This window comes from Salegentibacter echinorum, assembly GCF_900129445.1.
Lineage (GTDB): Bacteria > Bacteroidota > Bacteroidia > Flavobacteriales > Flavobacteriaceae > Salegentibacter > Salegentibacter echinorum.
In genome coordinates, this window is sequence record NZ_FQVT01000017.1 from 1 (window position 1) to 20,272 (window position 20,272).

The window sequence follows — 20,272 nt, forward strand, 5'->3', positions numbered from 1 at the left end:
ACAGGGGGTTCTTTTTTGAAAATCGATCAAAACAACGAAATAAACCAGTGAAATGGTAGATTTAGGGTGCCTTATATTTATTTAGGACAGGATTGTTCTTCAACCACCCTTTTTCGTAAAGATTTCAATTAGCAAGGAGGATAATTATGAAATTGCTCTTCGGCTCTATTATAAAAGAGAACGTGTTATTTGGTTATATTTTTATCGGCATCAATGATAAGTTAGCAATAACGTCCGCAACGTTTTTGGAAATATTTTGTAGAACCTATTATAATTGGGCTCCTATAGCTTTCTATAATGATGGATGATTTTTAGTAGTACGGTTTCTTCGGCCTATCGAAAAATTATCGTAAAATTTGAAGTGAAAATTCCGTAAAATTTTAGGCTGTTTGAGCCAAACGGATTTTTAAATTTATACTAAAGGTTATTGGCGAGTTCCTAAAATTTAGGGATCGAACGATAAATTTAGATAAAGTTTCGTAAGCCTAGACTTTTTTGTTTCTTTTTTGGGTAATACAAAAAAGAATAAATAGCATTAGAAAGTTTAAAGATAAATTCTGTTCTAAAATTAATTAGGACAATACCGGTAAATTATAAAGATTAATACAATCAATTACTGCTTAAGGCGACTATTGAGTAGTATTAAAAAATACTGGTCACGAATTCACAAATAATAAGTAGCTGTGAATTCGTGGCTTTTTTTATTCAAGAATAAACAAAATTAATTTTACCCAACCCGCAAACCGTTTTCTACCTTAGCATCTGTATTTAGCAATACAATATCATTTGCTTCTCCCACGACACCCAGCACCAGGCACTCACTCATAATATTGGCGATTTGTTTCTTCGGAAAATTAACCACAGCCACAATTTGCTTGTTTAACAAATCTTCTTTGCTATAACGTTTAGTAATTTGAGCTGAAGTTTTTCTAAAACCAATTTTGGTTCCAAAGTCGATACGCATTTTATAGGCCGGATTTCTCGCTTCCGGAAAATCTGAAACCTCAACTATGGTCCCAATGCGCATTTCTACTTTCTCAAAATCTTTCCAGGATATTTTCATCGCCTACTTTTAAAAATCGAAAATAACATAAATACTTTTTTTCACATTGAATTTGTAACTTTATAAGAAAAAAATGGCCAGAACTGCTTCCACAATGATAGAACTGGGCACTCCCGCACCAGATTTTCATCTAATAGACGTGATTATCAACAACCGCTATTCTTTAGAGAATATACGCGGCAAAAAAGGCACGTTAATTATGTTTATTAGCAATCATTGCCCTTTTGTAAAACACGTTAACGAAGAAATTGTAAGACTGGCGGGGGATTATAGGGTTTTAGGTTTTGGGTTTGCAGCCATTATGAGTAACGACGTAGAAAACTACCCGGCAGACCATCCCGATAATATGCATGAAGTTGCCAGAAGACACCAATATTCCTTTCCATACCTCTATGATGAAAGTCAGGAAGTTGCCAGGGCTTATAAAGCCGCCTGCACGCCAGATTTCTATCTTTTTGACGATGAACTTAAATTGATTTACCGGGGACAATTAGATAACTCCAGGCCCGGAAATGGTATTCCCGTAAATGGACGCGACATTAGAGAAGCTATGGATGCGGTTTTAAACAACAAAAAAGTACTTCCAAATCAGAAGCCCAGTATAGGCTGTAATATAAAATGGAAGTATAGTCCTGATACCTGAATACAAGGCTTATTCCCCCTCACAAAGTACTAATTTAGCATCCAATGATTTAAGTATCAGTTAATTTTATCATAATACATATATTTCCTATTGGTTTAATAGGTTTTAAAGCAGAATATTTTTTAATTTTAAATTTTGAAAACTATCAAATAAAACAACATATTATGAGCGAATTAAAATTAGGAGATAAGGCACCAAATTTTGATGCTGAAACTTCTGAAGGAAAGATCAATTTTTACGATTATTTAGGAGATAGCTGGGGAATCCTGTTTTCCCATCCCGCCGATTATACTCCTGTGTGTACCACAGAACTTGGTGCTGTGGCCAAATACAAAGATGAATTTGCCCAGCGCAATACCAAAGTTTTAGCTTTAAGTGTAGATGGTGTAGAATCACACAAAGGTTGGATTGAAGATATTAACGAAACTCAAAATACCACGGTAAATTTTCCAATTATTGCCGATGAGGATAAGAAAGTCTCCAATCTTTATGGAATGATTCATCCAAAAGCAGATGATACACTAACTGTGCGTTCAGTTTACGTGATCGCGCCCGATAAAAGTATTAAATTAATGATTACTTATCCTGCCAGTACAGGTCGTAATTTCGATGAACTACTAAGAGTTATCGATTCATTACAGCTTACTGCTTATCAAAAAGTAGCGACTCCTGCCAATTGGAAAGAGGGAGAAGATGTGGTAATAAGCCCGGCGGTTTCTAACGAAGAAGCCAAAGAGCTTTTCCCAAAAGGTTTTAAAGAAGTAAAACCTTATTTAAGAATGACGCCGCAACCAGACAATAAGTAAGGCCCCCTAACCCCCAAAGGGGGAATTTAAACATGATGATCAAAAAATGGGGTAATATCGAATGTTTTTGAAGAATGTTGGTTTCACCGCATTCTAATTAAAAAGGCCTCACAGGATCAAAACTGTGAGGCCTTTTATTATTTAGAATTATCCAATGGAGGTTTGGAACTTATTCCACACTTGAAAAAATTTCGTCTTTATTGGAAATCAATAAATAGATTACTAAGCTTCTCTCAATCATCGTGATGTAACAACATTAACGTTTTATTCTTAAGGCAGCTCCTTCTTTCCCCCTTTGGGGGCCAGGGGGCTTATTTTTATTTTATTTCTACTAATTCCAAATCAAATACCAATGCTGCATTTGGTGGAATTACCCCTCCTGCTCCACGTTCTCCGTAAGCTAAGTGAGACGGAATCACAAAGCGAGCTTGTGAACCTGTTTTTAGCAGTAAAAGTCCTTCATCCCAACCGCTAATTACCTGGCCGGTGCCGACTTTAAATTCCAGCGGCTGATTTCTTTTATAGGAAGAGTCAAAAACAGTTCCATCGGTTAGCATTCCTTTATAATGCACAGAAACGGTTTGCCCTTTTTCTGGCCTTGCTCCTTCTCCCTCTTTCTCAATTTTATAGCGAAGTCCGCTTTCGGTTTTATTAAATCCTTGTGAGTGTTTTCCCAATAATTCCTCTTCACGTTTTTTTGCAGCTGCTTCCCGCTCGGCTTTCGCACCGTTAAATTGCCTAAAAGCTTCTACTGCGTTAAAGTTTTTTGCTTTCTCTCCTCCCCTAAGAATTTCCAGTTTCTCTATTTCATCACCTTGCTCTATGCTATCTACCACATCCTGACCTTCAAGTACATTTCCAAATAACGTATGTTTCCCGTCTAGCCAGGGTGTATCTGTATGCGTAATAAAAAATTGGCTTCCATTGGTACCCGGGCCGGCATTGGCCATAGATAGTTTCCCCGGGCCATCGTGTTTTAATTCTGGGTGAATTTCATCTTCAAATTTATAACCGGGGCCACCAACACCACTTCCCTGGGGATCGCCTCCCTGAATCATAAAATTAGGAATCACCCTGTGAAATTTAAGTCCGTCATAATAAGGTTTTCCCTGCGGAAAAGCATCGTTTTCCAAATTCCCTTCGGCAAGAGCCACAAAGTTTCCTACCGTTCCCGGTACTTTTTCGTATTCCAATTCAACCAAAATCTGTCCTTTGGTTGTATAAAATTTAGCGTATAATCCGTCGTTCATTTTTATTAATTTTTAAGTTGTAAAGATATCTTTTTTGCTGAAGTTTTTAATAATTAGTGTTCGACTAATGATTTAATCCCATAATGCGCTGAGAAACGATTTTTGCACTGATTCATGAATAATGGGGTTAATACACCTTTTTACCATTTATATAAGTATCCAGAATTTTTGTTTCGGGTACTTTGTTAAGGTCAACCTCCATAATATCCTGGTTTAAAATCACAAAATCGGCAAACTTCCCGGCTTCGATACTTCCTTTTTCGTTTTCTTCAAAATTAGCATAGGCCGCCCATATAGTCATTCCCTTTAAAGTTTCTTCCCGGGATAGTGCCTCTTCTTTCATGAAACCTCCCTCGGGATAGTTATCGGTATCCTGTCTTCCAACTGAAGCGTAAAATGTAAGAAAAGGATTTACCTCTTCAATAGGGAAATCGGTGCCTAGCGCTACAATTCCCGCTTCGTTCAATAACTTTTTATAAGCATAAGCACCTTTTATTCTTTCTTCGCCCAGCCGGTCCTCTGCCCAATACATATCGCTGGTCGCATGGGTGGGTTGCACCGAGGGAATAATATTTTTACTGAAATAATGAAAATCAGCTTCATCAATAATCTGGGCGTGTTCTATTCTCCAGCGTCGGTCTTCATCGTTTTCCAACAATTCATCGTAAGTTTTCAACACCAGGTAATTTGCCGAATCCCCAATGGCGTGGGTGTTCATTTGAAATTCAGAATTTGCAATTCGTTTGGCCGTTTCTTTAAAATCTTCCACCGGGGATAGCAGCGCTCCAAAATGTCCCGGCCTGTCGCTGTATTCTTCTTTTAGCGCTGCACCGCGAGATCCCAGTGCGCCATCGCCAAAGAATTTCACCGAACGTACATTTAACCGGTCGGTTTTATAAGGTCCTTTCTCCAGGTAATAATCTAAATTTTCTTTAGAATTACTAATCATCGCATAGATCCTAATTGCTATTTCATCCTGTTGTTGCAAGCTATCCATAAGCTCGATTATTTTTCTGTCGAGCCCCGCATCTACCACGGTGGTTAACCCGTAGCTAAGCGCAATATCTTCGGCTTGTTTTAAGGCTTTTATTTGATCCTGTTTAGTGGTTTCTGGTTGCGCCCGGGAAATTAGTTGCATAGGATTATCTACAATAATTCCGGTAAGTTTGCCGTTTTTTTGTTCAATATCGCCACCGTCGAAAGTTGTTTCTGTAGTAATATTCGCTTTATCCAATGCCGCCTGATTTGCCAGTAGCGCATGCCCATCTATTCGGGTAATGGCCACCGGGGTTTCAGGGAAAAGTTGATCTAAAGTATCTTTTGCGGGGAACTCCTTATTTGGCCAATCGTTTTGATCCCATCCCCTACCGGTAATAAAATCTGCATTGTTTTTCTTCTGAAAATCCACAATACGCTGTACTACTTCCTTAAAACTCTTTGTGCCGGTTAGCTCTACTTTTTGCTGCTGCAATCCCATTCCGTAGAAATGTGCGTGGGCATCTATAAGTCCCGGAAATACTGCTTTTCCTTCTGCATCTATGGATTTTTCAGCTCTATATTTTTTCTTTAAGGCTTCAGAAGAACCAATTTCAAGAAACTTCCCATCTCTTACTACAAAAGCTTCCTGTTTACTAAAAGTACTATCTACCGTATAAATTTCAGCATTAAAAACTAATAAATCTGCATTTTCTTTCTCTTCAGAATTACAGGAAAAAATGAAAAGACCAAGAAAAAAAAGGAGTAGTTTATTCATAATGCTATCTATTTGCGTATAAAAATAAAAAATGCGTCCGTTAAAGACGCATTTTTAAGTATTTATTTATAGCTATTCTTAACACTAAAAGATCGCCTGAAGTATTTGATCGCGAATACTTTTGTTTGCTGAAGCCGCCAGGGCCACCGAAACAAATAAACCTATCATCGCATAGGAGAAATCTTTAAAGATCATTTTACCGGCTTTTTTACGGTGTTTTTTACCTTTTTTCTTACGTGCCAAACTTATGGCTATTTCCCTACCGCCAATAATACCAAGGAATACCCAGGTAGTACTCATTGGCACCGTGCTAATAAACAGTTTGTAAATAAGCAGCACCACGTAGGTTAAATCTACGAGGGTTGCAGCCCTAATATCAGAAATTCGGGATTTTTCACTTACTACCTCCTGTATTTTATCCCCACGTAGGTAGAATAATAACCCCAGGCCTGCAAATATGGTTAAGGCAAATACTATAAATTGAAAAGTATCAAGGCTTCGCGGCAGGAAGACCGCAATATTGGCCCCGTCTTGCATTACCCAAACCCCCCAGAGCGTACCACTCACAATCCACTGTACAGCCGTCCAGCTATTGTTGAATTTCCGACTTTTAAAGTATTTACGAATAAAATTATAGGAAAGGTACCACACTAAAAAAGACAGGATAAACGCAAGAATGTAGCCCGTCCAACTCTTCCAAACCACCGAGGTGATTCCTGACGTATCGGCACTAAATACACTTAAAATAAGAAAAGTAGTGGATACCGGCATTTTAAGCCTGGTAAGGATCAACAAGACTAAGGGCGCAATAATTTGAAAGAAACTAAAGGACTCAGGATGCGGATATGGCGAAGTACCATCAGGCTTTAGCAGTCTTTGAAAGGTGACATCCCCATCAAAGAAATACCAACTAAAACTCACCACGCCCAGAAATATAGTTCCCACATAGATCCATAAGATCCACCAGCGTTTGGCTTTGTTACTTTCTATAAAGGTTCCCAGGGATTGAATACTGTCATTTGCAATTGTGGCATAAGCGGCAAAGAAAAAACCAAGCCACATGGCTGCTGTTTTATTACCGGTAAAAATACCTGCGGTTATAATACCTACAATGATAATTGCCAGGAAGGTCTTTTCCTGCACCATAAAGTCCAGAATGTTCAAATATGGGCGGGACCGGTCACTACGTTTAAACTTTTTTCCTTTTTTTGCCATCTAAATAGCGCTTTTAAGAATATTAATTTGTGTTTTTGCTTTTTAAAAACTTTAAAAATGCAGGTGCAATATTAGTTAGTTCTCTTTGTAAAAACAGAATTTCAATGTTGTGTTATTGTTAAGTAATTTTTAACCATAAGTTACATTGATGCTCGTTATAAACACCAAATTCAGATTTTTCGAATATTACAGGATAAACATAGATTTCCCCGATTTTGTTGCAAAAGTAGTTAAAACGGAAATTATTTTACAGATACAGGTAGAAAATAATCATTATTATGTTACTCAACATCTCTTGTAAATTATAGCTTGATGAGAATGGAGAAAATGAAATAAAGAAGAGAGCATAAAAAAAAAGAGACAAGAATCAAGAATTAAGAAAACTGTATGCTTTATATAAAGTTCGCCATAAAAAAAGCATCCAGAGGGATGCTTTAAATAATTTTGAACATTTTGAAATTTTTAGAAATCAAATTTATAAGTTCCTCCCGCGAGTACCTGGATACCCTGAACTTTAAAATTGGTCCATCTATCGTAATCTTTATTCAACAGGTTACTTCCTTTTACAAAAATTGAGAGCCTGTCGTTAAAACGGTAGCCTAAATTTGCGTTTACGTCAAAATAACTGTCTAATTTAATGGTTTCTCGGGAAGGATCGCCTGTAGTTGCTGCTACAATCCTTTCCTGATCATAGCGTTCTCCTGTGTAAAAAAGATTTAAACCTGCAAACCATTTTTCGCTAATTTGATAATCAGCATTCAACGAAGCTTTTAGGTCTGGTAGGTTCCAGGCTTCAGCTTGCCTATCTGTGTTGTAATCTAAGTATTCAGCATTAAGGCTCAATCTAAAATCCCTGTTTACATCTACATTTAATTCCGCAGCAACTGAAAGTGTTTTTACATCATCATAAACCACATCAAAAGAGTTTCCGAAGGCATAATTTTCGGCTACAACGGCATTGGCCTGAGAATTTCGGGTAAATAAGGCTTTGTTAAACTGAGACGCATAAGCAGCTTTAAAATTATAGGAAACACTGTTGCTCAATTTTCCTTTTGCACCTACATAAGCATCATATTCATTATCTGTAGGTTTAACGGCAACACTGGGCGAAATAAACGGGTTCTGTTGCGCAAACTTATAGTAAGTATTTTGTTGCAAGCCACCTTCTAAACCGGCATAAGGAGTGAAATAATCGCCTGCAAGCTTATAACTGGCCGTCACCTTAGGATAGATTTTAAAGCTGTTATCGCTATTTTCTGTATCCAAACTGTAGTAGAAAGCCACGCCCAGGTCCAGGGTTAGATCGTCGCGCAGAATCACTAAGCTCGGGTTAATCCCAAAATTCATAAAAGTGTATTCAAAACTATTTGGTGCGAGAAATTCCTCTCCCATTTCACCGTTTACAATATCGGCGTGCAGCCTAGTGGTAATCAACTCGTCGGCAATATTCATCTCAAAAGTTCCGTGGGCATCAAAATGATTTTCAGCAGTGGAATAAGAGTCTCCGGTATATCTATATCTTGCCCGCGCTTTATCGAAAAAAGAATCATACATGTCTATTTCCCCACCGGCATACACCGAATAGTAATTTTGGGCAGGATCTATACTGTTAATGGTTTCCCGGGAAAAAGTATTATTTGCAGGCAGGCCATACCAGTTAAAAAGCTGATGTTCGCCGCCAACCTCGGTCTTCCAACCCAGGTCACGATTTTTAGAATTATAACTTAAGTTAAGTTCGGTATCGTAAAATTTATCATCTAAAATAATATCATCAATACCGCCCTGACTGGAGTTGTGCTTTAGAAAAATGCCGAAATTATCGTTTCGGTTCACTTCCAGATTGCTGTAAAATTCGGCGAGAAGGTTACCGTAATTTCCAAAGCCAAGGCTGGCGTAATTATCGTAAACCTTAACCGGCCTTTCCCTTTCTACAGTCGTCGCCCTTCCTTTAGCCGGTGTAAAAGTAGAAGCTACCGGCACCGAAAAAATCCTGTACTGCACCTGTTTCTTTTGGGTTGTAACAGAATCTGCTTCTGTAGGCATTTGTTTAATTTTATTAGCGTCTTTTACCGTGGGCGTATAAGGTTTTACCACGGTTACTGTTTCGCTACCAATGGGATCCTGGGCAAAAAGAATCCCACTTACTAAAAATAGACATAAAAACAGGCTTCTTTTTATAGAGAACATTCGCATATTAAATTTTCTTAACAATTAGATTGAGAACTTTTTAAACTGATTAATTGGTTTCTACTGAAGAGTTGGTTTTTGCTTCTTCAGCTTTAATTCTGGATAATTCTTGTTTGGATTCTGTTACAATTTTTGGATAATTGCTGAAGTTTTTGATTACGTTATCCAGAATATAAGTCGCCTGATAAGCATCACCTAACTTCTCGAAGTTTTTGGCCATTAATACCAGGCCTTTGGCTCCCCAACGCTTATAACCGGAGAAATCTTTGGCGAGAATTTGTACCGCAGCATTGGAAGCTTCAAAATTCCCGGCCGAATTCTTAAAATAAGCATCGTAATAAAGCGCCTCTGCAGCCAGTTCGCCTTTTGCTGTTTTTTGTACTTCGGCATAAGCAGATTTAGCTTTTTGCATATTTCCGGAAGCAAAAGCAGCACGGGCCACGATTAACCTGGCATCATTCCTGGCTTCTTTATCTGCTTCTTCATTACCTAAAACTTTATCGGCATAAGCAGCAGCTTTTTGGTTTTGCTCCAGTTCTAAATAAGATTTCATGAGGTTACTCTGGGCAAAAACCACATTTTGTTGTGAACCGGCCTCTTTTTCCAATCTTTCTAAATAAGTTACCGCTTCCCGGTAATTCTCGTTTTCTAAAAGCAATTCCGATAATCTAGAAAGTGACTGCTCGGTAAATTCATTCTTAGGTTTTTCGGCAACATATCTATAATATTTAGCGGCCTTATGTTTTTCACCTTTTCTAAAATATAACTGTCCTAAATAGAAATTGGCATTTATAGCGTGAATTCCATTTGGAAAGCTTCCCAGGTATTTTTCAAATCCGCTAATGGCTTTGTCGTAGTCATTATTAAAATATTGATTTTCGGCAGCTTCATAACTGGTATCATCAAGATCTGCATCGGTAACTTCAACAAAATCTATATTTTTCACCCAGCGCGCATACTCATCGGTCCTTCCCATATCTACATACACCATTCTCGCAGTAGAAACTGCCTGCATGGCCTCTGGCGTATTGGGATAGTCGCTAACTATCTGCTTTAAACGCCTTAAAGCCTGGTCACCGTTATTGGAATTGTAATGTATAAGCCCCTGTCTTAACATTGCTTTTGGCACGAACGCACTTTTTGGTACTTCTCTTATCAACCTATCGTAAGTAGAAAGCCCATTTTGAGTATTATTGGCAGCGATATAAGTGTTTCCTAATTCGTATAAAGCATCGTCCCGATAGGAAGAGCGGGAATATTTATTGATAAATTTTTTAAGTTCTTCAATTTTGGTATCCCTTCTATCTATAAAACCATAACTCATCGCTTTTTGAAATGCGGCATAATCGTTATTTCCACTTTGGGCGATGGCTTTATTATAAGCTTCTATCGCCGGCCAGTATTGGCTGCTCACAAAATAGGTGTCTCCCAGGCGCAACAAAGCATCGTTCCTGGTGGCCACTTCTTTACTATCATCTTCAGCAAAACGCTTAAAGTATTCTATCGCCCTGGCATATTCATTTTTTTTGAAGTAGGCATATCCCAGGTTATAATCGAGGTTTTCCAGTTCGTCTGTACCGCGTGCAGCACTCATTCCTGCGAATTCTTTATATCCTATTATCGCATCGTCTATTCGGTTAATACTGTATTCACTTTCTGCTTTCCAGAAAGTAGCTTTTGCAGTGATTTTTTGATCTCGTGGTTCTGAAAGTGCTTTTTCGAAGTTATTGATCGCTTCAACATAATCCCCATCTTCGTAAAGCTGAAGCCCATAATAATAAGCTACCTTTTGATAGGCCTGTTTATCGCTAAAGTTCCTGTTTTTTTCTAACAGGCGCATCGCTTCTTCGTAGTTCTTTGAGGTAAGGAAAGAATCGATCAATAAGCTTTCAACCTCTTGTTTAGCTTCAGAATCGGGATATTTTTCGAGATACGTGATCAAAACCTGCGAGGGACTCTCATAACTATTTCCTATCTCATACCCGAGCCTTGCATAATTTAAATAAGCATCTTCCTTAATTTTAGCATCAAAATCCATTTCACTGGCATTTTTAAATGCGTTTAAGGCTTGTTGCTTTTGGTTAGATTTTAGGTAAGACTGCGCTAAATGGTAATAGGCATTTTGTGCGATTGCATTATTTCCATCAATTATTTTATTGAATTCGGCGATTGCTTTTTCAAAATCACCTTGTTTATAATAAGCGTAACCCAATTGGTAATAATCGGTGTTGTTCCATCTGCCCCGCTGGCCGTTGTATTCCTTAAGGTATTTAATGGCCTCGTCATATTTCTCCAGGTTAAAGTAGCTCTCTCCAATAATCTTATTTAATTGAGAACGCTCTAAACGATTGGAACTTTGCAGTTGCTCTTTTCCTAGTGCTATGGCTTTTTCAAAATTACCGAGTTTAAAATTCATATCAGCCTGGAAGTAAGAAAGGTCTTCGCTGTATCGGTCGTTAGATTTCACCTCTTCAAAATACTGGTTGGCTTCCTCATAATCATCACCTTCATAGGCCATATACCCAATGTAATATTTAGCCTGCGAGCCAAATTCCTTAGAATCGCGCACCCTTTCTAAATATTTACGGGCCTGGTCAAAGCGCTTGGCTTTAAAGTAAGCATAACCATTATTGAAATAGAAACGTTCCCGGTCTTTGCGGCTCATACTGTTTTCGTCAACCTTATCGTACCATTTTCTAGACAGGGAATATTTTCCCGTTTTAAAATAGTAATCGGCAACGTCTAGATAAGCCGAATTGGTTTTTGTGCTGGTAGGATAACGGGTCACAAAGCGCTCCATAAGCTTATCGGCACCCGGTTGATTTAACCTTACTGCCGCATTGGCAATATAGTAAGCACAATCGCCTTCAATTTTTTCATCTTCGGTTTGTTCTTTTACATCGTCAAACAAATTTTGGGCAGCCAAAAATTGCTGATTATTATATAGCTCCAGGGCACGATTAAACTCGGCGAGATCATTGGTATAGGCCGCCGAACGTTGAGAAATTCCCTGAAATGAAAAGCAGATTAAAACAACAAACAGAAGGATTTTGTTAGATGTCATTTAATTTTTTTTTAGTTGATGATTCAAAGATAATTTAAACCTTGAGTTATTAACGTCGATAAATAGTGATAATTATGTTAATCTCAAAAAAAGTAAATGCGCGTCTTTTGAAAAATGTATATTTACGATACTTTTACACCTTAGTTTCTATTATTAAAAACGCTACGGGTTTGCCAGAATTCAACTTATTTTTTAGCTGAAACTTCTCGCACCCAAATCATTAAGTTTTAAAATATATGTCCCATACCGTTCTGGAATTAAAAAATGCCGCTATTTATCAGCGTGAAAGCCTTATTTTATCTGAAGTTGACGTTACTATAAATAAAGGGGAGTTTGTTTATCTCATTGGAAAAACCGGCACCGGAAAAAGTAGTTTTATGAAAACGCTTTACGGGGATTTACCGCTTACTGAAGGTGAAGGGACCATTGTAGATTATAATCTTAGGACACTTAAGGAGAAAGATATCCCTTACTTAAGACGAAAATTGGGAGTGGTTTTTCAGGATTTCAAACTACTCACAGATCGAAATATAAAAGACAACCTGCTTTTTGTACTTAAAGCTACCGGCTGGAAAGACCAAAAAGCCATGGAAAACAAAATTGATGAAGTATTGGGTAAAGTCGCCATGAAATCTAAAAGTTTTAAGTTTCCTTATCAACTTTCTGGCGGCGAGCAGCAGCGGGTTGCCATTGCCCGGGCACTTTTAAATGACCCCGAATTAATCCTGGCAGACGAGCCCACCGGAAACCTCGATCCCCAAACTTCGGTAGAAGTCATGGAAGTACTACAGGAAATAAGCAAAAACGGCAACACCATCCTTATGGCCACCCACGACTATGCTTTACTACTAAAATACCCGTCTAAGACCTTAAAGTGTGACGGCCAACGCGTGTTTGAAGTGGTGCAAAAATCAGTTTAATTCAATTGTGAGTTATCGGTTCTCGGGCTGGCAAATTTCATCTACTAAATACTACTACTGCGAACTGATTGTTTGTGGTTTGTTGTTTAGTGTTTGGTGTTAAAAACTGAATACTGTTCCTGCACACTGCGATTGCCAACTGCACACTGAAATACTGCGACTGCCGACTGCCTACTATTCAACGAACCTTGAACTTCTAGCGCAAAAAAAAAGGCTTGTTAAAAGTTCCTTTTCAGAAATCTTAAAACAAGCCTAAAGCTTTATTTGTAAAAACAGATTAAACTATTTTATTTCTTTTTCGTTCATTTTCGGTAAGAAAAACTTTACGCAATCTTAGGTGATTTGGCGTTACTTCTACATATTCATCTTTCTGAATATATTCTAAAGCCTCTTCCAAAGAAAACTTAATCGCCGGAACAATTTTAGCCTTATCGTCGGCACCAGAAGAACGTACGTTAGAAAGCTTCTTGGTTTTCGTAATATTCACGGCCATATCATCCTGACGTGAGTTTTCACCAATTACCTGTCCCTCATAAATCTCTTCACCGGGATCTACAAAAAACTTCCCTCTATCCTGAAGTTTATCTATAGAATAAGGAATTGCTTTTCCTTTTTCCATAGAAATTAAAGATCCGTTTTGACGCTGCGGAATTCCACCTTTTAAGGGTTGATACTCCTTAAACCTATGTGCCATAATCGCCTCTCCTGCAGTAGCGGTAAGCAATTGATTTCTTAAACCAATAATTCCCCTGGAAGGAATAATAAATTGCATAATCATGCGCTCCCCACGGGTTTCCATGCTCAACATTTCGCCTTTTCGCATAGTTACCATTTCCACGGCTTTACCAGAAACATCTTCAGGCAGGTCTATAGTAAGTTCTTCTACCGGCTCACATTGTTCACCATCTATTTCTTTAATAATCACCTGCGGCTGACCTATCTGCAACTCATAACCTTCCCTACGCATGGTTTCTATTAACACCGAAAGGTGCATTACCCCACGGCCATAAACCAAAAATTTATCGGCACTATCGGTTTCCTGCACTCTTAACGCCAGGTTTTTTTCAAGCTCTTTGGTTAGCCTTTCTTTAATATGCCTTGAAGTCACAAACTTTCCATCTTTACCAAAGAAAGGAGAGTCATTAATAGTAAACAGCATACTCATTGTAGGCTCATCTATGGCTATGGTTTTAAGTCCTTCAGGATTTTCTACATCGGCAACGGTATCACCAATTTCAAAACCTTCTAAACCAACCAGCGCACAAATATCGCCGGGTTGAACCTCATCTACTCGTTGGCGACCAAGCCCTACAAAAGTATAAAGTTCTTTAATTTTTGTCTTTTTTATACTACCATCACGCTTCACTAAAGAAATTTGCATTCCTTCTTTTAAGGTCCCGCGTTGTAAACGACCAATCGCAATTCTTCCTGTAAAAGAAGAGAAATCTAATGAGGTAATAAGCATTTGGGTTGAACCTTCCTGAACTTTTGGTGAAGGAACATGTTCCAAAACCATATCCAAAAGCGGTTCAATATTTTCGGTCTTTTCATTAGGATCTTCACTCATCCAGTTATTTAAAGCAGAACCATAAACCGCTGGAAAGTCCAATTGCCATTCTTCGGCACCCAATTCAAACATCAGGTCAAACACTTTTTCGTGAACCTCGTCTGGCGTACAATTAGGTTTATCTACTTTATTTACCACCACACAAGGCTTAAGCCCTAAATCTATAGCTTTTTGCAGTACAAATCGTGTTTGTGGCATAGGCCCTTCAAAAGCATCTACTAAAAGCAACACCCCATCTGCCATATTCAATACCCGTTCTACTTCTCCACCAAAATCGGCGTGACCGGGAGTATCAATAATATTAATCTTTGTGTCTTTATAGACTACCGAAACGTTTTTTGAAGTAATGGTAATCCCCCGTTCCCTTTCCTGGTCATTATTATCCAGAATAAGATCTCCTGTATTTTGGTTATCCCTAAACAAACGGCAGTGATACATAATTTTATCAACCAAAGTAGTTTTACCGTGGTCAACGTGTGCGATAATCGCGATATTTTTAATAGCTGTCATATATAAGCTCCTAATTTTTTAAGGCTGCAAATGTACGGCATTAATTAAAAACACAGGGGACAAAATTCACGAAATATCAATAAAAATTTTTGAAGTAATTTTAGTGTAAATCAATTGATTAACGTTCTAAAAACTGAAAAAAAAGCTTCAGAAAGCATTTTTTTCTTGAAATAATAAAGAAATAGAGAAAATGACGCTAACTACTCCTCTATTCTGAAAGAGTGTTCATTACATAAAAAATTCGGAGATAGTTAATATAACAAAGAATCTAATTCTTTTCAATTCTATTATCTTTGCATCTTAATTCGTATTTATGAAACTTGAAAACATTCCGCAGTTAAAGCATATCAACGCTAATAACTTCTTTTTACTTGCCGGGCCCTGCGCCATAGAAGGTGAGGATATGGCATTAAGGATTGCCGAAAAAGTAGTAAGTATTACCGATAAACTGGAAATTCCCTACGTGTTTAAAGGCTCCTTTAAAAAAGCCAACCGCAGCCGTATTGATAGCTTTACCGGGATTGGGGATGAAAAAGCTTTAAAAATCCTTCGGAAAGTTTCAGAGACTTTTAAAGTACCTACAGTTACCGATATCCACGAAGTAAGTGATGCCAATATAGCTGCGGAATATGTGGATGTGCTTCAAATCCCCGCTTTTTTGGTGCGTCAAACCGATTTGGTAGTCGCTGCGGCCAAAACCGGAAAAACAATTAACCTAAAAAAAGGACAGTTTATGAGTCCCGAGAGTATGAAGCATGCCGCAACCAAGGTGACCGAATGCGACAACGAACAGGTAATGCTAACCGATCGTGGAACTATGTTTGGCTACCAGGATATGATTGTAGATTTCCGCGGAATCCCAACTATGCGCGAGTTTGCACCAACGGTTTTAGACGTCACTCACTCCCTGCAACAACCCAATCAAAGCAGTGGTGTTACCGGCGGAAGACCAGATATGATTGAAACCATTGCCCGCGCTGGCGTTGTAAATAAAGTTGACGGACTTTTTATAGAAACACACTTCGACCCCGCCAATGCTAAAAGCGATGGTGCCAATATGTTAGATTTAAAACATCTTGAAAAATTGTTAAGCAATCTTGTCGCGATTAGGAAAGTGGCTAATCAGCTTTAGAAATTTTATTGCTAAAATTATGAATAAACCAACCTGGGGCAAGTCCAGGAGGTTTTAAAAAAGGAAAAATTGATTTCCAGGCTTCCCGGTAGTTATTGGGACGCAGCATTTAAATCTCAATTATCGTGTAAACATTCTCCCCTGTCCTAACTTTAAACTATTTAACCAAAGCTCCTGAAAGTTATTTCAGGAGGATATTTCAATTTAATTATTTGAGCTCCAATAATTAAAAAAACGTTAATGCAAGTAGCTTGTGCAGATTTTTCTTTTGAAAAAATCTATTTTGCAAGACTTGATTTTAACGGCTATATATGAAACACCAATCTACAGGAGAAAGTTTAAGCACCTATTCACCTCTTTTATTATTCATCTGTTTTCTAATCTCTCTTCCGATTTCAGCACAAGATGAACCTAAAATTTCAGTTGGAGGTGCGTTGCGTTTCAACTATAATCTTTCGTCCTGGAAAGAGGGACAAAAAAATCGCGGTGGAGATTTTGGTTATGATATGTTTCGGGTGAACTTCAATGCCAGGTTTAAAGGTGTTTATCTAAACGCAGAATATAGATTATACTCAGACGCTTTTGGAGGTGGGGTGCTAAAACAAGGCTGGATGGGTTATAAATTTTCCGATATCGATGAAATTCAGATAGGGCTCACGCAGGTACCTTTTGGCATTCAACAGTATAACTCCCACAATTGGTTTTTTAACCTAACCTATTATGTAGGCCTGGAAGACGATCACGATATGGGCTTAAAATATATACATGCGGGAGAGAAATTTGAATATCATCTCGCCTTCTTTAAAGGGGCTGAGGAATTGAATTTTGGCAGTGAGACCGAATCTTCCACCAGCCGTTATTCTTACGATGTAGTAGGAAGAAATAAAGAAATTAATCAATTTAATGGGAAATTCGTTTATAAGTTTGGGGATAAAGCAGCCAATAGATTAGGAGTTTCGGCACAATATGGGTCACTTTATAATCTGGACACTAAAGAAAATGGAGATCATTATGGGCTCGCCGCTCATTATGAATTTAGCCAGGATCGATGGAATGTAAAAGCACAAGCCCTTACTGCTTCTCATAATCCTAAAAACGCTGCAGGAGAAAATAGGGACGTTTTAAAATTTGGTGCTTATGGAGCTCCATATCAGGTAGCGGCAGATTTTAATCTATATTCCCTTGCTGTTTCCAGAAATATTCCTGTTAACTTAGGACCTGTTTCTAATTTGGAATTCTACAATGATTTTGGTTATATGCAAAAACAAAAGTCTCAATTTACAGATTCCTATATGAATGTTACCGGCGTTTTGGTGACAGCAGGACAGGTTTATACTTATATAGATTACGCAGCAGGTTATAACCATTCCTGGCTGGGCGGTAATTTTAAAGATGACTTTGCCGCAGGAAATCCCGATGCAAAATGGGAGGCCCGTTTTAATATAAATATTGGTTATTATTTTTAAATTAATCTTAGAAAATCAACTATATGGCTAAGAAAGTTACAAGAAGTGATGAGAAGAAAACGATTTTTGGGTTGGATATAAACGGTCCTGTGTTTTTTACTTCCTCTTTTTTCATTCTCGTAAGCATTACCTTAACGCTTATCTTTGAGAAAGAAGCTGAAAAAACATTTAAAAATATTCAAACAGCGGTAGCCGATAATGCCGACTGGTTTTTTATCCTGGCGATTAACTCCTTTTTGGTTTTTCTAATTTATCTGGCACTCAGTAAATTTGGAAAGCTAAGAATTGGCGGACTAAACGCTAAACCAGAGTTTACCAAAGGCTCCTGGTTTGCCATGCTCTTTAGTGCCGGGATGGGAATTGGTCTTTTATTCTTTGGAGTAGCCGAACCGGTTAACCATTATGCGAATCCACCAATGGCAGAGCCAGAAACGGCAGCAGCAGCACAGGAAGCTATGAATTTCACCTTCCTGCATTGGGGCTTTCACGCCTGGGGTGTCTATGCCCTGGTAGGACTTTCCCTGGCCTATTTCACTTATTCTCGCGGACTTCCGTTAACCATTAGATCCATATTTTATCCATTTTTGGGCGATAGAATTTATGGAAGAATTGGGGATGCTATAGATATTTTTGCGGTACTGGCCACCTTATTTGGGCTCGCAACCTCACTGGGTTTTGGAGTGCAACAAATAGCTTCAGGCTTAAATCATGTCTTCGGCATATCTAACGGGATATTTACCCAGGTTATGCTTATTGTAGGAATTACCATAGTTGCAACAACCTCTGTGGTACTGGGGGTAGATAAGGGAGTAAAAATTCTTAGTGAATGGAATATGCGCATTGCACTGGTCTTATTATTACTGGCTCTTGTTTTGGGCCCAACCATTTTTATTTTTAGATCTTTTGTTGAAAACACCGGAAGCTATTTCTATAACTTTTTAAAAATCGCAACCTGGAGTGAAACCTATACCAACGGTTCCTGGCAAAATAACCAGACAATTTTCTATTGGGGCTGGTGGATTGGTTGGTCTCCTTTTGTGGGAATGTTTATCGCCAGAATCTCTAAAGGTAGAAGCATAAGAGAGTTTATTCTAGGCGTATTACTGGTACCTTCCCTGGTGACATTTTTCTGGATGTCAACCTTTGGAAGTTCAGCAATTCAGCAAGCAATGACAGGCGATGGTACTATAATTAATGCAGTAAATGAAAGTATTGACACTGCGTTATTTGTGTTCTTTCAGGATTATCCGCTTGCTATGCTTATTAACATCGTAGCCATTATTCTTATTGCCGGGTTCTTTATTACCTCATCAGACTCCGGTTCCCTGGTGGTAGATAGTTTAACTTCCGGAGGAAAGATAGATTCTCCTGTTGGTCAACGTATTTTTTGGGCCGTGACTGAGGGAGCCGTAGCGGCTGTTTTATTAATTGGTGGCGGACTGCAGGCATTGCAAACCGCAACCATTGTTACCGGTCTTCCTTTTGCGTTAATTCTTATGGTAATGTGTTATTCACTCTACAAAGGCCTTAGAGAAGATTATGCCGAGTTGGAAGACAAGAAAGAACAGAAAGAAATAGAAAATTATGAGGAAATTGTACATAATATTGTGCAAAAGAGAAATACTAAAAAAGAATAAATCAGAAATTCTCCTCCTGAGAAGTTCGGGATTTAATGATTTCTGCTTTATATTTTAGGGATTCGAATCAACGTCTTAATATAATTGGTAACACTATTAAAATAAAGGTATTATGGAAAAACTAAAAAATGTCTTGGTAAGTTTAGACTTATCTGAAATTGATACGGGCCTTATTAAGTATGCTTCGTTTTTAGCCGAAAAACTAAAAGTAGAGAAAGTATATTTTGTTCATAATATTAAAAAATATGAGATCACCTCACTATTTGAAGAGCAGCTAAAAGATATTAATCTCGATGAAATTATTGGGGACGAACTAAACGAAAAAGTAGCTACTCACTTTACGAATGAAGTAGAGTGGGAAGTACTAATTTCTGAAGATCCTTACACCGAATCCTTAATTAGCTATATCGTTAATAAATATTATATCAATTTGGTGATTCTTGGTAATAAAAACAGAAAAAAAGGAACCGGCGTGGTAAGCAATAAATTATTGCGCTTATTAAAATGTGATATTCTTTCCCTCCCTCTCAATTTCACGCCAAAAATTGATAAAATATGGGTAGGAACCGATTTTTCCCGGGAGTCTAAAAAAGTATTTACGGTGGCAGAGATTTTACAGCAAGCTACTAAAGCCTCGGTTTCTGCCGCTCACGTTTTTTCAATTCCGGTGCAATTTTCCCCCTATGTCTCTACCGAAACAATGACTCCCAAGATTGAAAACCACGCAAAGCAAAAGATTGAGAAGTTTCTTGATAAATTAGATTATAACGGCGATATATCTCCTGTTATCATCCCGGGACGCACCTCCAGCACGGCCAGTAATCTTCTCGACTTTGCAATAAGGGATAAAGTAGATATGCTTGTAGTGGCAGATAAAGGTGCCAATAACATCTCCAACCTTTTGGTGGGAAGCGTTACTGAAGAACTTTTTGGTGAAAAACCCGAATTGCCAATATGGGTCTCAAAGTAATATTACTTAGTAATTTATCCACCAGAACTAGTCATTCAAGTTTCAAGCCTTTTTGTTTTTAAATAAAAAGGCTTGAAATATAAAGCTAT

At 38.1% G+C, this 20,272-nt stretch carries 14 protein-coding genes; 7 read left to right on the forward strand and 7 right to left on the reverse strand.

Annotated features, from left to right (window positions below):
- Window positions 1-727: 727 nt before the first annotated feature.
- Window positions 728-1,063, reverse strand: coding sequence for a tRNA-binding protein (locus BUA71_RS15300; RefSeq protein WP_072881327.1), 336 nt, complete (start codon window positions 1,061-1,063; stop codon window positions 728-730).
- Between the two features lie 73 nt (window positions 1,064-1,136).
- On the opposite strand from BUA71_RS15300, the gene BUA71_RS15305 reads away from it, so the two are divergent.
- A complete protein-coding gene (locus BUA71_RS15305) occupies window positions 1,137-1,706 on the forward strand; it encodes a thioredoxin family protein (protein ID WP_072881329.1) in 570 nt (189 codons plus the stop codon).
- 164 nt (window positions 1,707-1,870) lie between these two features.
- The gene (locus BUA71_RS15310) at window positions 1,871-2,512 is read left to right on the forward strand and encodes a peroxiredoxin (RefSeq protein WP_072881331.1); all 642 of its coding nucleotides are present in this window, start codon (window positions 1,871-1,873) and stop codon (window positions 2,510-2,512) included.
- A 317-nt stretch (window positions 2,513-2,829) separates the two neighbouring features.
- Here the strand turns inward: BUA71_RS15310 and BUA71_RS15315 are convergent, their stop codons facing one another.
- The 5 genes from BUA71_RS15315 to BUA71_RS15335 form a co-directional block, all read right to left on the reverse strand.
- Window positions 2,830-3,762, reverse strand: a complete 933-nt coding sequence (locus BUA71_RS15315) for a peptidylprolyl isomerase (protein WP_072881333.1) — start codon at window positions 3,760-3,762, stop codon at window positions 2,830-2,832.
- Between the two features lie 127 nt (window positions 3,763-3,889).
- Window positions 3,890-5,515, reverse strand: coding sequence for an amidohydrolase (locus BUA71_RS15320; protein WP_072881335.1), 1,626 nt, complete (start codon window positions 5,513-5,515; stop codon window positions 3,890-3,892).
- A gap of 84 nt (window positions 5,516-5,599) precedes the next feature.
- On the reverse strand, window positions 5,600-6,730 hold the full coding sequence (locus tag BUA71_RS15325) for a hypothetical protein (protein ID WP_072881337.1): 1,131 nt from the start codon (window positions 6,728-6,730) through the stop codon (window positions 5,600-5,602).
- Between the two features lie 462 nt (window positions 6,731-7,192).
- Window positions 7,193-8,917: a TonB-dependent receptor domain-containing protein gene (locus tag BUA71_RS15330; protein ID WP_245812617.1), complete on the reverse strand. Its 1,725-nt coding sequence runs from the start codon at window positions 8,915-8,917 to the stop codon at window positions 7,193-7,195.
- Window positions 8,918-8,966: 49 nt separating this feature from the next.
- A complete protein-coding gene (locus tag BUA71_RS15335; RefSeq protein ID WP_072881341.1) occupies window positions 8,967-11,981 on the reverse strand; it encodes a tetratricopeptide repeat protein in 3,015 nt (1,004 codons plus the stop codon).
- Between the two features lie 236 nt (window positions 11,982-12,217).
- Between BUA71_RS15335 and BUA71_RS15340 the strand changes: the two genes are divergently transcribed.
- The gene (locus BUA71_RS15340; protein ID WP_072881343.1) at window positions 12,218-12,901 is read left to right on the forward strand and encodes a cell division ATP-binding protein FtsE; all 684 of its coding nucleotides are present in this window, start codon (window positions 12,218-12,220) and stop codon (window positions 12,899-12,901) included.
- A gap of 277 nt (window positions 12,902-13,178) precedes the next feature.
- On the opposite strand, the gene typA is transcribed toward BUA71_RS15340, so the two are convergent.
- Window positions 13,179-14,978 (reverse strand): translational GTPase TypA, encoded by a 1,800-nt coding sequence (gene typA, locus BUA71_RS15345; RefSeq protein WP_072881344.1) that lies wholly within the window; start codon window positions 14,976-14,978, stop codon window positions 13,179-13,181.
- A 313-nt stretch (window positions 14,979-15,291) separates the two neighbouring features.
- Here typA and kdsA point away from each other — a divergent pair, with 313 nt between their 5' ends.
- From kdsA to BUA71_RS15365, 4 genes are all read left to right on the forward strand, one after another.
- Entirely contained in the window at window positions 15,292-16,110 is an 819-nt protein-coding gene (kdsA, locus tag BUA71_RS15350; RefSeq protein ID WP_072881346.1) for a 3-deoxy-8-phosphooctulonate synthase, read from the forward strand.
- Between the two features lie 311 nt (window positions 16,111-16,421).
- Window positions 16,422-17,576, forward strand: coding sequence for a hypothetical protein (locus BUA71_RS15355; protein WP_245812618.1), 1,155 nt, complete (start codon window positions 16,422-16,424; stop codon window positions 17,574-17,576).
- A gap of 23 nt (window positions 17,577-17,599) precedes the next feature.
- Window positions 17,600-19,213: a BCCT family transporter gene (locus BUA71_RS15360; protein WP_072881348.1), complete on the forward strand. Its 1,614-nt coding sequence runs from the start codon at window positions 17,600-17,602 to the stop codon at window positions 19,211-19,213.
- Between the two features lie 112 nt (window positions 19,214-19,325).
- The gene (locus tag BUA71_RS15365) at window positions 19,326-20,183 is read left to right on the forward strand and encodes a universal stress protein (protein ID WP_072881350.1); all 858 of its coding nucleotides are present in this window, start codon (window positions 19,326-19,328) and stop codon (window positions 20,181-20,183) included.
- The last annotated feature ends 89 nt before the right edge of the window (window positions 20,184-20,272 follow it).